Genomic DNA, 13,185 nt, shown 5'->3' on the forward strand with positions numbered 1-13,185 from the left:
CCTGAGCGACTCCCGCACCGCCCTGCGCGCCATGCGCGAGGACGTCCAGTCGCTCGACATCCGCGACGTCAGCGCGAACTGGGTCAACGCCGAGGTGCTCGCCCGCCAGATCGACGAGCGCATCAAGGCGCTGGCCGACCTGAGCGACACCCCGCTCTTCTTCGGCCGCCTCGACTACCTGCACGCCCCCGGCGCCGACCAGGCCGAAGGGGCCGACGGCGAGCGCTTCTACATCGGGCGGCGGCACGTGCACGACGCCGACGGCGACCCCATGGTCATCGACTGGCGCGCGCCGGTCTCGCAGCCGTTCTACCGGGCGTCGAAGAAGGACCCGATGGACGTCGGGCTGCGCCGCCGCTTCGGGTACACCGGCGGCGACCTCACCGCCTACGAGGACGAGCACCTGTCGGACCCGGCCGATCCGTCAGAGGCCGCCACCACCAGCAAGCTGCTCCAGCAGGAGATCGAACGCCCGCGCGTCGGCCCGATGCGCGACATCGTGGCGACCATCCAGCCCGAGCAGGACGAGATCGTCCGCTCCGGCCTGGGCGGCACCGTCTGCGTCCAGGGCGGCCCGGGCACCGGGAAGACCGCCGTCGGCCTGCACCGGGTCGCCTACCTCCTCTACGCCCATCGCGAGCGCCTGGCCCGCACCGGCACCCTCGTCATCGGCCCGAACCGGTCCTTCCTGCACTACATCGAGCAGGTGCTCCCGGCCCTCGGCGAGCTGGCCGTCCAGCAGGCGACGGTGGACGACCTGGTCGCCCACGCCGAGGTGCGCGGCACGGACGACGCGGCGGCGGCGCTGGTCAAGGGCGACGCGCGCATGGCCGAGGTGCTGCGCAGGGCGCTGTACTCGCACGTCACGATGCCCGCCGAACCGGTCGTGGTGGTACGCGGTTCGCGCCGCTGGCGCGTCCCGGCGTACGAACTGGAGGTACTGGTCCGGGAGTTGCTGGACCGCGGCATCCGCTACGGGGCGGCCCGCGAGGCCCTGCCGCAGCGCATCGCGCACGCCGTGCTGGTGCAGATGGAGCGGGCGGGCGAGGCCCCCGACGACCGCGTGCAGGACACCGTGGCCCGCAACACCGCGGTCAAGGCCGCCGTGAAGGCCGTCTGGCCGCCGGTCGACCCGGCCAAGCTGGTGCTGCGGCTGCTCACGGACGCCGAGTTCCTCGCCGAGCACGCCGCGGGGGTCCTCACCGAGGAGGAGCAGAAGACGGTCCTGTGGGCGAAGCCCGTGCGGTCGGTGAAGTCCGCCAGGTGGTCGGCGGCCGACACCGTGCTGATCGACGAGGCCACCGACCTGGTGGAGCGCACCCACTCCCTGGGGCACGTGGTCCTGGACGAGGCACAGGACCTCTCCCCGATGCAGTACCGCGCGGTCGGCCGGCGCTGCACCACCGGCTCCGCGACCGTCCTCGGCGACCTGGCGCAGGGCACCACGCCGTGGGCGACCCGCACCTGGGAGGAGGCCCTGGCCCACCTCGGCAAGACCGAGGGCGTCATCGAGGAGCTGACGGCCGGTTTCCGCGTGCCGACGGACGTCATCACGTACGCCTCCCGACTGCTGCCGCACATCGCGCCGGGGCTGACGCCGGTCGCCTCGGTCCGGGAGAACCCGGGCTTCTTCCGGGTCCGGGCCGCCGAGGGGGACGCCGACGTGGTCGCCGCCTGCGAGGAACTGCTGCGCCACGAGGGGTCGACCGGCCTGATCGCCGCCGACGCCCGGATCCCGGCCCTGGCCGAGGCCCTGGCCGCGGCGGGTCTGACCCACCTCTCCCCGGGCGAGGAGACGACGGCCGAGACCCGGCTGACCCTGGTCCCGGCCTCCCTCGCCAAGGGCCTGGAGTACGACTACGTGGTCCTCGACGAGCCGCAGGCCGTGGTCGACGGCGAGCCGGACGAACGGACCGGCCTGCGCCGCCTGTACGTGGCGCTCACCCGTGCCGTGTCAGGCCTGATCGTGACCCACACGGCACCGCTCCCCGCGCAACTGGCCTGACCGACCCGGCGGTTCGTACGGCCCGCACGGCTCCTCACCGCTCGGACCGCGAGCTGCGGTTCGTACGGCCCGCACGGCTCAGAGCGCGAGCTGCGGGGCCGTCTGCCCGTCCAGGACCGAACGCCACTGCGCGACCGCGTCGGCGCAGACCGCTCCGGCCCAGCCGCCGGAGCGGGCGGCGCCGCCGATGTGGAAGGCGTCGATCCCGGCGGCGCGCAGCGGCGGCACGTGTTCCAGGCGCAGTCCGCCGCCGACCATGATCCGCTGCTCGTAGCCGGGGTGTCCGCCGCGCGCCGCCTCGGCGACCAGCGTGGGCAGTCCGCTGTCCACGCCGCCCGCCGAGCCCGCGGTCAGGTACGTGTCGAGGCCCGGCAGCCCGTCCAGCTGCTTGCGCACCGCGTCGCGGTCGGCGGAGCTGTCGATCGCCCGGTGGAAGGTCCAGGGGCAGCCGGCCAACTCGGTGACCACGCGTTCCACGGCCGCCATGTCGACCAGTCCGTCCGCGTCCAGGAACCCGAACACGAACTCCTCGGCGCCCGCGGCCCGCATGTCGCGCACGGTTTCCGCCAGCCTGTCCAGGCCCCCGGCGCCGCCCGCGGCGAACCCGTCCGCGAGGCGCACCATCACGCGCAGCGGGATGTCGACGGCGGCGCGGATCGCGGCGACGGTCGCGACCGGCGGGGTGAGCCCGTCGGCCGCCATGTCGGTGACCAGCTCTAGGCGGTCCGCGCCTCCGGCCTGGGCGGCGATCGCGTCCCCGGCGTCGAGGGCGATCACCTCCAGGACTGCACGCATGCTCATAGGACCCCTTTCCTCGGTTTCCCCTGGGGCTTGACAGGTCTAGTCCAATATCAGGGTACGCCGGATGGGTCCCCGGGCGCAGAAGCGGTCAGCAGAACGGTGAACGGGTCAGGAGAACGGGCCGGCGAGCCCGCCGGCAGGACCTGTCGGAAGGGACCTGTCGGAAGGACTTGCGAGAAGGACCTGTCGGCAGGACCGTTCGCAAGACCCGTCGGCGGAACCGGTCGGCGCAACCCGTCACCCGAAGATGTTCAGCTCGCCCTCCCGCGCGCCCGCCAGCTCGTAGCCCCTCTCGTGCACCGGGCGTCCCGCGCAGAGCCGTACGAGCGTGGCGGCGTCGCCGATGTAGCGCGCCGGGGTCCGCTCGCCGCTCACGTCTCCGAGCCGCAGCGGCTCGTCGACGTCGTCCAGGTCGGCGTGGAGCGGCAGGTGCCCGCTCTCCCGGGTGAGGCGCGCGAGCAGCGGCAGCGCGTACGGCAGCCCCGCCCCGGCGTACGCGCCCGGCGCACCGAAGGCCTCGCGCACGTCACCTGCGTGCACCCACTCGCCCAGGGCGAGCTTGTCCAGCGCCCCGCCCGCCCGCGCGATCAGCGGCCCGGCCTCGCCCATCCCGCGCTCCAGCTCGTCCACCACCCGCGCGTGGGTCCAGTCGGCCCGCTCGGCGATGTCCCGCGCGTTGGACTCGGGCGAGAAGACGCCCTTCTCGAACCGGCTCTCCACCACCCGGGTGAGCGCGGCGGAGCAGTGCGCGAGCACGTCCCGCACCGTCCACCCCGGGCACCCGGCGGCCGGCAGCGCGAAGTCGGCCTCCGGCCGCGCCCGCAGCAGCGGGATCAGCGCGTCCCGCTCCATGGTGAGCAGCCGCCCGGGCAGCTCGGGGTCACGTACCTCGTGCAGCAGGTCAGCAGAAGTCATGGGGTCCACGCTAGGGGTTTCGTCCCCTCCCGCGACGGGAGAATGAGCGCATGGCCGATCACGTCGACATCGACGCCCTGCGCATCCGATGGACCCGTGCCCTCGAGGGCGCCCGTGGCCCCGGTGGCGGACCGGACCCGGTGCCCTACGCGGACAACCTGCTCGCCCGCTGGCGGGAGCCGCAGCGGCGCTACCACACGCTCACCCACCTCACCACGGTCCTGGACCACGTCGACGTACTGGAGGAGTACGCCGAGGACCCGGACGTGGTCCGGCTCGCCGCCTGGTTCCACGACGCCGTCTACCTGCCCGAACGCTCCGAGAACGAGGAGCGCTCGGCACGGCTGGCCGAGCGGGCGCTGGCCGAGGCCGGGGTGCCGGCCGCGAAGACCGCCGAGGTGGCCCGGCTGGTCCGCCTCACCGTCGGCCACGACCCGGCCGGCGACGACAGCGACGGCCAGGTGCTGTGCGACGCCGACCTGGCGATCCTGGCCGCGCCGCCGTCGGCGTACGCCGCCTACACGGCCGCCGTCCGCGAGGAGTACCACTTCGTCCCCGGCGACGCCTTCCGCGAGGGCCGCTCCGCGATCCTGCGCCGGCTCCTCGCCCAGCCCCTGCTGTTCCGCACCCCCTACGGCCAACGCCACTGGGAGGCGACGGCGCGCTACAACCTCGGCGGGGAACTGGATCTGCTGACGCGGTGACCTCGACCTGAGTAGCGTCGCACACGCCCGCTCCCTCCAGGAAGGATCACGTTCCGTGAGCGGACTGCCCGCGACCGGAAGTTCCTGCCGAGCCACCGCCGCTGCGGACGCTCGGCGAGGTACGCGAGGTACGGGCCGCACTCGCCGCCGGACTCGGCTTTCCCGGCGCCCCGGCCCGCCTCGTAGCCGAACTGGCGGCCACCTTGAACCGTGTGGACTTCACGGACCCGCGCGAGGTGTCCGAGCTGACAGTCTGCTACTCCGGTCTCGGGGAACATCGGTACAGCGGTTGACGCTGAGAACGATCATGGTCAGGGCGTGAGTGCGCTGATCCGGTTCTCGTACTCTCGGCGGGCCTTGCGCTGGGCCGGGACCGCGAGCGCCCTGCCCGCCGTCGAGCGGTTGGCAGAGGGCGAGGAGCCGGCAGTGCACGGCCGGGAGTGCGGTGACGCGCAGGGTGTGGCCCTGGCCGCGCCGCACGACTCCCCCCGGGCGAGCGCGGCCCGCCTGGGCCGGGCTTAGTCGAGGAGCGCGCGGAACTTCGGACGCCGGAGCGGGTGGAGGCGGCTGGAGGTGCCGCCGTCCTCCTCGAAGACGACCGGGCCCTCGATGCCGGCCTCGTCCAGGACGAGATTCTGCCGGGCGGTCGACTGCTGGTCGGTCGAGACCGGTTTGTAGACCGGGTTCGCCACCGAGGGCCCCTTCCGTACGGAGGGGCGGACTTCACCCGTCGTCAAACCCTGTCAGCGATCACCATCGGATCTGATTGGATTCGCGGCGTTGCGGGCCCCCGCCTTGCACGGATTCATCGGACGCGTCGGCCGCCTGTCGTCAAACGATCGTTCGCCGACATTCGACATCCCTGCGAAGGCGCGTGCGAATACCTCGCGCCTGGTTGACGCACCCGACAGCGAGATGCTCCCGGTGATCAGCCTGTCTCCCCACCCGTCCCCTCAGGGGCCGGCTCCGGCAGTTCGGCCGTGACGGCGCGGACGGTGTCCCGGAGCCAACGCTGCCCCAGGTCGCCGTCGAGGCGCGGGTGCCAGGCCATCTGGTAGTGCAGTGGGCGGATCTCCTCGGGCGCGGGCAGGATCCGGATCCCGGTGTCCGGGCGCTGCTGCGCGAGCAGCCTCGCGGGCAGGGTGAGGATCAGCCGGGTGCCCAGGACGGAGTGAGCGGCCAGGGAGTGGTAGGGCACGGTCAGCCCGGCCCGGCGGCGGGCCCCGAGGCCCTCCAGGCGCCCCTCGATCGCAGTCTGGCGTTCGTCGGTGGTGCCGACGATCACGTGAGCGGCGTTCAGATACTCCTCCAGGGCGATCTCCGGTTGCTCGGCCAGCGGGTGGTCCGCGGACAGGACGCAGACAAACCGGTCGTCGAACAAGTGCTCCGTGCGCAGCACGGCGACCGGCCCCGGCCCGGCATAGAACACCAGGTCGACGACGCCTCGGTCGAGATCGTCGTAGATGGCGTTGTGCCACGTGCGGAAATGCAGCGTGGAGCGCGGCGACTCCTGGAAAACGCGCTGGAAGACCGCGGGGGCGAACACCCGGGCGTAGTCGGTCCCGGCGACCCGGAATGCCTCGGCGGCCACGGCAGGGTCGAACTCCTCGGGGGCGAACAGGCTTTCCAGCCGCGGCAGCACCGCTCGCAGCTGGCGCTGCACGCGCTCGGCTCGTGGGGTGAGCCGGTAGCCGCCCGGCGCGCGCACCAGCAGCTCGTCGCCGAGCGTGTCGCGTAGCCGCTGCAGCGCCCGGCTCATCGCCGGCTGGCTCATCCCGGCGAGTTCGGCGGCGTGCGAGACGTGCCGTTCCTCCAGCAGTGCGGCCAACGGAGCCAGCAGATTCAGGTCGACCCGTTCGATATGCACCATCCACATAATGTAAATGAATTCCATGCATTAGACAAATACGTGTGCGAGGCGGAGGGTGGATCACGTCGCCGGGCAAATCGCCCGCGAACGGCCTCATCACAACGGGCATCCGTCCGGATGCCGGGATCGGAGCAGTCATGGACGGCGCGACAGCGGAGAACGGATCCTGCCGGCCCACGGTGGCCGTGGTGGCCGGCGGTTCGGGCGGCATCGGCGGCGCGGTCGCGCGCCGGCTGGCCGCGGACGGTACGGCCGTCGTAGTCCACTACGCGGGCAGCGCGGCCAAGGCCGAGGCGATCGTCGAGTCGATCACCGCGGCCGGGGGCACGGCAATGGCCCACTCCGGCGACGTCGCCGAGCCGGCGGAGATGGCGGAGCTCTTCGACGCCGCGGAGGCGCGTTTCGGCGGCATCGACGTCGTCGTCAACACCGCGGGGATCATGCTGCTCGCCCCGTTCACCGAGATGACGCTGGACGACTTCGACCGCATGCACCGGGTCAACGTCCGGGGGACCTTCGTCGTCTCCCGGCTCGCCGCCCGCCGACTGCGCCCCGGCGGCTCGCTGATCAACTTCTCCACCTCGATCACCCGGCTTCAGCAGCCCGGCTACGGCGGCTACGCGGCCACCAAGGGCGCGGTTGAGGCCATGACCCTGATCCTGGCCCGCGAGCTGCGCGGCCGGGACGTCACCGTCAACGCGGTCGCCCCCGGGCCGACCGCGACGCCGCTGTTCGTCGAGGGCAAGAGCGAGGAGCTGATCGCCCGGATCGCCGCCGCCGCACCCCTGGAGCGGCTCGGCACCCCCGAGGACATCGCCGAGGCGGTGGCCTTCCTGGCCGGGCCCGGCGGCCGCTGGATCAACGGCCAGGTGCTGTACAGCAACGGCGGTATCGCCTGACCTCTCGATCCCGCCCCACCCCACCTCACCGATCGGAAGACCACCATGTCAACCGTCCTCATCACCGGTGCCGGCACCGGCATCGGCAACCTGACCGCGCGGGCGCTCGCCCGGGCCGGCCACCGCGTCTACGCCTCGATGCGAGCCCCCGGCACCCGCAACGCCGCCCGCGCCCAGGAACTCAACCGCCTGGCAGCGGCCGAACGGCTCGACCTGCACGTGGTCGAACTCGACGTCACCTCGCAGGAATCCGCCGACCACGCGGTGGCGGCCGTGCTCGACGACGCGGGCGCGTTTGACGTCGTCGTCCACAACGCCGGTCACCTGGTCACCGGATATGTCGAGGCGTTCACCGCCGAGGAGATCGCCCACCTGATCGACGTCAACGCCCTCGGCGTCCAGCGGCTGAACCGGGCCGTGCTGCCGCACCTGCGCGCCCAAGGCCACGGCACCCTCCTCTACGTGGGCAGCACCATCCCGGTGACCACCCCGCCGTTCCTCGGCCCGTACGTGGTCTCCAAGGCGGCCATGGACGCGCTGGCGCTGGTGACCTCCTACGAGGTGGCCCCGCTCGGCGTCGAGACCGTGATCGTCATGCCGGGTGCCTTCACCCAGGGCACCGACCACTTCCCCAAGGCGGCACGGCCCACGGACACCACCGATGTCGCCGCCGGGTATCGGGCCCTGGACCCGTTGGCCGCACGCAACGAGGAAGCCACCGGAGATCTGTTCACCCCGGGCACGCAGGCCGACCCGGTGGTGGTCGCCGAGGAGATCACCAGGATCCTGGCCCTGCCCTTCGGCGAGCGCCCCTTCCGCAGCGTGGTGGACCTGACCAACTCGATGGTGGAGCAGGCCAACTCCGCGGTACTGGAAGCCCGTACGGACTTCGTGCGGCGCATGGGCTTCGAAAAGGTCCTGCACGTCGCCCGGGCGTAGGCCGCCCCGCACCCCTCCCTCCGCCAACCACTGCCCCTCGCAAGGACTCAATGACATGACCTGTGATCAGCTGAATGCCGTCTCCGACCTGCTGCGGAACTCCCCGCTGGACCTGGGCGGCGACGTCGAGAAGATGCGCCGCGTCTTCGACGAGATGCTGGGCTCCGCGCCGCTGCCCGACGACGTCCGCACCCGGACCATCGAGCTGGGCGGGGTGCCCGCCGTCGAGGTGCGGGCCGGCGCCGCGCCGCCGGCCCGCACCGTGCTGTACTTCCACGGCGGCGCCTACGCGATGGGTTCGGCCGCCGCCAGTGTCGGCCTGGTTTCCGAGATAGCCCGGCGCGCCGCGGCCACCGTCCTCTCCGTCGACTACCGGCTCGCCCCCGAGCACCCCTTCCCGGCCGCCGTCGACGACGCCCTCACCGCCTACCGGGCGCTGCTCGACGGGGGTGTCCCGGCCGGGTCGGTCGCGGTCACCGGAGAGTCGGCCGGTGGCGGACTGGCCCTCGCCCTGCTGCTGGCGATCCGGGACGCGGGGCTGCCGCAGCCGTCGTCCGCGACGGTTCTGTCCCCGTGGGCGGACCTGACCCAGTCGGGCGGCACCATGTCGACCCGGGCGGAGGCGGATCCGGCGCTCACTCGCCGGGCCCTTCAGGTCCGGGCCGCCGACTACCTCGCCGGGGCGGATCCGCGCACCCCGCTCGCCAGCCCGCTCCACGCCGATCTGCGCGGACTGCCGCCGCTGCTGATCCAGGCCGGCGCCCGGGAGATCCTGCTCGACGACGCCCTGCGGCTGGCCGCCCGGGCCGCCCGCGCCGACATCCCGGTCACCTTGCAGACCTTCCCCGGGGCACCGCACGTCTTCCAGGGCTTCGCCCCCCTCGTCGAGGAGGCCGCGCGCGCCCTTGACCACGTCGCCGCCTTCCTCAACAGCCACATCCACCCGGAGGGCTGACCCATGCGAGCCGTACGCTTCCACCGCTACGGAGACATCGACGTGCTCGGCGTCGAGGACGTCGAACCGCGTCCGCTCGGCCCCCACGACGTCCTGGTCCGGGTACGGGCCGCCGGCATCAACCCGGGCGAGGCCAAGATCCGCACCGGGGCCCTGCACGAGCACTTTCCTGCGACGTTCCCTTCCGGACAGGGCAGTGACCTGGCCGGTACCGTCACCGCGACCGGGTCCGCAGTGGCCGGTTGGGCACCGGGGGACCCGGTCCTTGGCTGGTCCTGGGAGCGGTCCAGCCACGCCGAGTACGTCGTCGTCCCGGCGGACCAGCTCGTCCGCAAGCCCGAGACGCTCCCCTGGGCCGCTGCAGGCGCCCTCTACGTCGCGGGCAGCACCGCCTGGGCAGCCGTCGCTGCGGTCGCCCCGCAGGCCGGGGAGACGGTCGTGGTCAGCGGGGCCACGGGTGGGGTCGGCAGCTTCGCCGTTCAACTCCTGCGCCTGCGCAGGGCGCGCGTGGTGGCGGTCGCCTCGGCACGGCACCAGGACTGGCTGGAGTCCCAAGGCGCCGCCCTCGTCGGCTATGGAAGCAGGGTCGACGAACGCCTTCGCCGGGCGATCGAAGGCGACGGCGGCGGCACAGCGCACGCCTTCCTCGACTTCCACGGCGGCGACTACCCGCGCATCGCGCTGTCCCTGGGGGTGCCGCCCGGCCGGGTCAACACGCTCGACTACGGCGCCGCCGCCGCGCTCGGCACCCGGTCGCACGGCAGCGCCGAGGGCACCGACCGGGCGGTCCTGGCCGAACTGGCCGGGCTGGCGGCGGTCGGCAGGATCGAGGCGCCGATCAGCCGGACCTACCCGCTGACCGAGGTCCGGGCGGCCTTCGCCCACCTGGAACACGACCACCCGTTGGGCAAGGTCGTCCTCCTGCCAAACGCCACCCCGGGCGGTATTGCCGGGGACGCGCGGGACGCAGCCGGGTGACGTTGGCTCAGGCCGGGCGAAGTCGCCCGGGAGTGCCCAGCGAAGAGCTCGTTCCCCTTCCGGCGGCGGCTCGGGCGCAGGGGCCGTACAGATCATCGCCCACCTCTTCCCCTATGGGAACTTAACCCGCGGCAACCTGATGCCGATCTTCGACAGCGCGGAACCCGGTGCGGACGAGAAGTGACGCCCGCCGCGTCAACGCCGAGAAACGTCCCCGGGGCAACAGTCCAGGCGGAGGGGCTCAGGGCCGTCAAGACGTCCTCCTCGACCGCGTCCCAGTCGGGCCCGTCCAGCAGGCGGGCCCGCGGGTTTGACCAGCGGTGCGAGGGCGAGGCGAAGACGTGCGTGGAGCGTCGCCGGGCGATCAGATCGCGGTCGACGTCGTCCAGGAAGAAGAACCGCTCCAGCTCGGGGCGGGTCGGCTCCTCGGCGAACTTCCCGTACGCCTCAGCCTGCTCATCAGTCAGAAACTCCACTGGCACGAGCGGACCGTAGCCAGCCCCGGCGCCCGCCCGGCGATCTTTCCGCGAACCCCAGCGGAGCCTCCAGCCGGTGTGCTGGCCGACCATGATCAATCTCAGCGCCGACCGCTGTACCGATGTTGCCCGAGGCCGTACTCGCTACCACTGGGTTCGCTGACGTCCGGCCGAAACGGTCGAAACCTGACAGGGCGCACACCCGCCTCCGGATTCCGGACCGAGACGTATTTGCGTTAGAGCGCACTCCAACTCCTAGGTTCCGACGCATGCGATACATCAAACTCGGAACGACCGGGCTGGAAGTCTCCGCCATCACCCTCGGCTGCATGAGCTTCGGCGAGCCGGACCGGGGCGGCGAGCCCTGGTCGCTGGGCGCGGACGCCAGCCGGGACATCATCAAGCAGGCCCTCGAGAGCGGCGTCAACTTCCTCGACACGGCCAATGGGTACAGCGCCGGAAGCAGCGAGGAGATCGTCGGCCAGGCGGTCAAGGACTTCACCCGGCGCGAGGAGGTCGTTCTCGCCACCAAGGTCTGGATGCGGATGCGCCCCGGCCCGAACGGCGCCGGGCTGTCCCGCAAGGCGATCTTCGCCGAGCTCGACGCCTCCCTGAAGCGACTGGGGACCGACTACATCGACCTGTACCAGATCCACCGCTGGGACTACGACACCCCGATCGAGGAAACCCTCGAGGCGCTGCACGACGCGGTCAAGTCCGGGAAGGTCCGCTACATCGGAGCCTCTTCCATGTACGCCTGGCAGTTCGCCAAGGCCCTGTACCTGGCTGACCTGAACGGCTGGACCCGGTTCGTGTCGATGCAGGACCACTACAACCTCATCCACCGAGAAGCAGAGCGGGAGATGCTCCCGCTCTGCGCCGACCAGGGCATCGGCGTGATCCCGTGGAGCCCGCTGGCGCGGGGCAGGCTGACGCGGGTCCGGGACATCGCCACGGCGCGTGCCGAGACCGACGAGGGCGGCAAGATCCTCTACCGCGACGGGGACCAGGCAGTGGCCGAGCGTGTCCACGAGATCGCGGGCAAGCGGGGTCTGTCCCCGGCCCAGGTCGCCCTGGCCTGGGTCATGCGCAACCCGGCGGTGACCTCGCCCATCGTCGGGGTCACCAAGCCGGCCCAGCTGGCCGACGCGGTCGCCGCGGTGGACGTCGAACTCGACGACGACGAGGCCGCCTACCTGGAGGAGCCCTACCAGCCGCACGCGGCCGCCTACCTGGAGGAGTCCTTCTACAAGCAGCGGCCTGTGGCGGGCTCCCGGTAGTCCGGGCTCCCGCCGGGCCTTCGACGAGTCCTCGGCCCCGGCCTGCACAGTCCTGTGGTCGGCCCGGCGGTGCTTGCGGGCGGTCGCGCGCAACTGCATGATCCGCGCGCTGCCCGCGGGCGCGGTGAGCAGGATGCCCGCCACCGCGGCCGGCAGCAGGGCCACGCTGACCGGTCTCGGCCGCGAGTGGCGGATCCAGTCCAAGGGCGTCGTGGTCCCGATCAACCACACTCGCCGCTGGGTCGTCGAGCGCACCAACTCCTGGTACAGCCGCGGCTTCGACCTCACCCTGTCCTGCACGGAACGTCGAGCGGTCGTCATCAACGCACTGCTCGCGTCGATGACCGAGATCATCGTGATCCGACGCCTCATCCGCGAAGCCTGGACCAGCCAACACTGGGACACACGGCCGGCCCGCCGGCCATGACGCCTTGTCCTCCACCCGTGGAATCTCTTACGTGCATCTCCCCCACCCGGCTCCGCCGACCTGTGCCATCGTGTCGGTGGTACCGGACGACACGGGGGACGAGGATGAACAGCCCTGACGCGCACCAGAGCACGATCCGCATACCCGCAGGCCGCCTCACCCTGGAAGGTGTCACCCCCGCCGCCGCGCGGGACCTGGCCGGTGGTGGGGACGGCGGGTTCCGGTGGGTGGCGGGCGGGCCCTTCGACGGCACGCGGGAGGCCGCCGGGATGCTCGTGAAGGCGTACGAGAGCGGGGTGCACCGGCCCGAATGGGGCATGTTCGCGCTGGTGCGGCGCGAGGACGGACGGGCGGTCGGCGGCATGGGCTTCCACGGCGCGCCCGACGAGGACGGCTGCGCGGAGGTCGGCTACGACCTGGCCCCTTCCGCCCGCGGCCACGGCTACGCCACCGAGGCGCTGCGCGCCCTGTCGGCGTGGGCGCTGGCCCGCGACGGCGTACGGCGGCTGTTCGCGACGGTGGAGCGGGACAACGGCCCCTCGCAGCGGGTGGTGACCCGCGCCGGTTACGTCCGGGTGGCCGACGTCGGGGACCTGCTCGCCTACGAACTGCGGCCCTGAAAACCCACCCGAAGGGGCACCGCTACGAACTGCTTTCCCGCAGACGGCGTTTGCGGCGGCGCAGCCCCGCCGCGTGCAGCAGCCGCACCACCTCGCGGCTGCTGACCTCGACCGCGCCGGCCGCCACCGCGTCCGGGTAGCGGTGCGCGGGCAGGTCGTAGTGGTCGCGTTCGAAGGCCCGCGCCGGCACCCCCAACGCGGCGGCGAAACCGTGCAGTTCGCCGTAGGAGTCGTCGCTGACCAGGTGCGACCACATGCGGCCGTGTCCGGGCCAGGTCGGCGGGTCGATGTAGACGGTCACGGCGCCACCGTGCCA

At 72.5% G+C, this 13,185-nt stretch carries 14 protein-coding genes and 2 pseudogenes; 10 read left to right on the top strand and 6 right to left on the bottom strand.

Going from position 1 to position 13,185, the window contains the following annotated elements; all coding sequences use genetic code 11:
• Positions 1-31 precede the first annotated feature (31 nt).
• Positions 32-2,005 (top strand): UvrD-helicase domain-containing protein, encoded by a 1,974-nt coding sequence (locus AB0G56_RS11530; protein WP_360967654.1) that lies wholly within the window; start codon positions 32-34, stop codon positions 2,003-2,005.
• A gap of 78 nt (positions 2,006-2,083) precedes the next feature.
• Here AB0G56_RS11530 and AB0G56_RS11535 read toward each other — a convergent pair whose 3' ends face one another.
• Together AB0G56_RS11535 and AB0G56_RS11540 are read right to left on the bottom strand one after the other, a co-directional pair.
• Positions 2,084-2,806 carry a copper homeostasis protein CutC gene (locus AB0G56_RS11535; protein ID WP_360967214.1) on the bottom strand — a complete coding sequence of 241 codons (723 nt, stop codon included), beginning with the start codon at positions 2,804-2,806 and terminating at the stop codon, positions 2,084-2,086.
• 237 nt (positions 2,807-3,043) lie between these two features.
• Positions 3,044-3,721: a maleylpyruvate isomerase family mycothiol-dependent enzyme gene (locus AB0G56_RS11540; protein WP_360967217.1), complete on the bottom strand. Its 678-nt coding sequence runs from the start codon at positions 3,719-3,721 to the stop codon at positions 3,044-3,046.
• A 50-nt stretch (positions 3,722-3,771) separates the two neighbouring features.
• Here AB0G56_RS11540 and AB0G56_RS11545 point away from each other — a divergent pair, with 50 nt between their 5' ends.
• Complete coding sequence (locus tag AB0G56_RS11545) at positions 3,772-4,425, top strand: hypothetical protein (RefSeq protein WP_360967220.1); 654 nt, start codon at positions 3,772-3,774, stop codon at positions 4,423-4,425.
• A gap of 318 nt (positions 4,426-4,743) precedes the next feature.
• Complete coding sequence (locus tag AB0G56_RS11550; RefSeq protein ID WP_360967223.1) at positions 4,744-4,947, top strand: hypothetical protein; 204 nt, start codon at positions 4,744-4,746, stop codon at positions 4,945-4,947.
• On the opposite strand, the gene AB0G56_RS11555 is transcribed toward AB0G56_RS11550, so the two are convergent.
• Together AB0G56_RS11555 and AB0G56_RS11560 are read right to left on the bottom strand one after the other, a co-directional pair.
• Complete coding sequence (locus AB0G56_RS11555; RefSeq protein ID WP_360967226.1) at positions 4,944-5,117, bottom strand: hypothetical protein; 174 nt, start codon at positions 5,115-5,117, stop codon at positions 4,944-4,946. The genes AB0G56_RS11550 and AB0G56_RS11555 overlap by 4 nt on opposite strands.
• A gap of 236 nt (positions 5,118-5,353) precedes the next feature.
• On the bottom strand, positions 5,354-6,295 hold the full coding sequence (locus AB0G56_RS11560) for a LysR family transcriptional regulator (protein WP_360967229.1): 942 nt from the start codon (positions 6,293-6,295) through the stop codon (positions 5,354-5,356).
• A 137-nt stretch (positions 6,296-6,432) separates the two neighbouring features.
• On the opposite strand from AB0G56_RS11560, the gene AB0G56_RS11565 reads away from it, so the two are divergent.
• The 4 genes from AB0G56_RS11565 to AB0G56_RS11580 are packed head-to-tail and all read left to right on the top strand — an operon-like array spanning position 6,433 to position 10,066.
• Positions 6,433-7,194, top strand: a complete 762-nt coding sequence (locus AB0G56_RS11565; protein ID WP_360967232.1) for an SDR family oxidoreductase — start codon at positions 6,433-6,435, stop codon at positions 7,192-7,194.
• A gap of 45 nt (positions 7,195-7,239) precedes the next feature.
• Positions 7,240-8,133 carry an SDR family NAD(P)-dependent oxidoreductase gene (locus tag AB0G56_RS11570; protein WP_360967234.1) on the top strand — a complete coding sequence of 298 codons (894 nt, stop codon included), beginning with the start codon at positions 7,240-7,242 and terminating at the stop codon, positions 8,131-8,133.
• Positions 8,134-8,188: 55 nt separating this feature from the next.
• The gene (locus AB0G56_RS11575) at positions 8,189-9,088 is read left to right on the top strand and encodes an alpha/beta hydrolase fold domain-containing protein (protein ID WP_360967237.1); all 900 of its coding nucleotides are present in this window, start codon (positions 8,189-8,191) and stop codon (positions 9,086-9,088) included.
• 3 nt (positions 9,089-9,091) lie between these two features.
• Complete coding sequence (locus AB0G56_RS11580) at positions 9,092-10,066, top strand: NADP-dependent oxidoreductase (RefSeq protein ID WP_360967240.1); 975 nt, start codon at positions 9,092-9,094, stop codon at positions 10,064-10,066.
• A 350-nt stretch (positions 10,067-10,416) separates the two neighbouring features.
• Here AB0G56_RS11580 and AB0G56_RS11585 read toward each other — a convergent pair.
• Positions 10,417-10,548 (bottom strand): annotated as a pseudogene (locus AB0G56_RS11585) (DUF4158 domain-containing protein); the annotation flags it as partial.
• Positions 10,549-10,811: 263 nt separating this feature from the next.
• Here AB0G56_RS11585 and AB0G56_RS11590 point away from each other — a divergent pair.
• The 3 genes and pseudogenes from AB0G56_RS11590 to AB0G56_RS11600 form a co-directional block, all read left to right on the top strand.
• Entirely contained in the window at positions 10,812-11,822 is a 1,011-nt protein-coding gene (locus AB0G56_RS11590; RefSeq protein ID WP_360967242.1) for an aldo/keto reductase, read from the top strand.
• 133 nt (positions 11,823-11,955) lie between these two features.
• Positions 11,956-12,249: a hypothetical protein gene (locus AB0G56_RS11595; RefSeq protein ID WP_360967244.1), complete on the top strand. Its 294-nt coding sequence runs from the start codon at positions 11,956-11,958 to the stop codon at positions 12,247-12,249.
• Between the two features lie 128 nt (positions 12,250-12,377).
• A pseudogene (locus AB0G56_RS11600) lies at positions 12,378-12,869 on the top strand (GNAT family N-acetyltransferase); the annotation flags it as partial.
• 22 nt (positions 12,870-12,891) lie between these two features.
• On the opposite strand, the gene AB0G56_RS11605 reads toward AB0G56_RS11600, so the two are convergent.
• A complete protein-coding gene (locus tag AB0G56_RS11605; protein ID WP_360967247.1) occupies positions 12,892-13,170 on the bottom strand; it encodes a DUF4031 domain-containing protein in 279 nt (92 codons plus the stop codon).
• Positions 13,171-13,185: the final 15 nt, after the last annotated feature.

This window comes from Streptomyces sp. NPDC021356 (genome assembly GCF_040641015.1).
Taxonomy (GTDB): Bacteria; Actinomycetota; Actinomycetes; order Streptomycetales; family Streptomycetaceae; genus Streptomyces.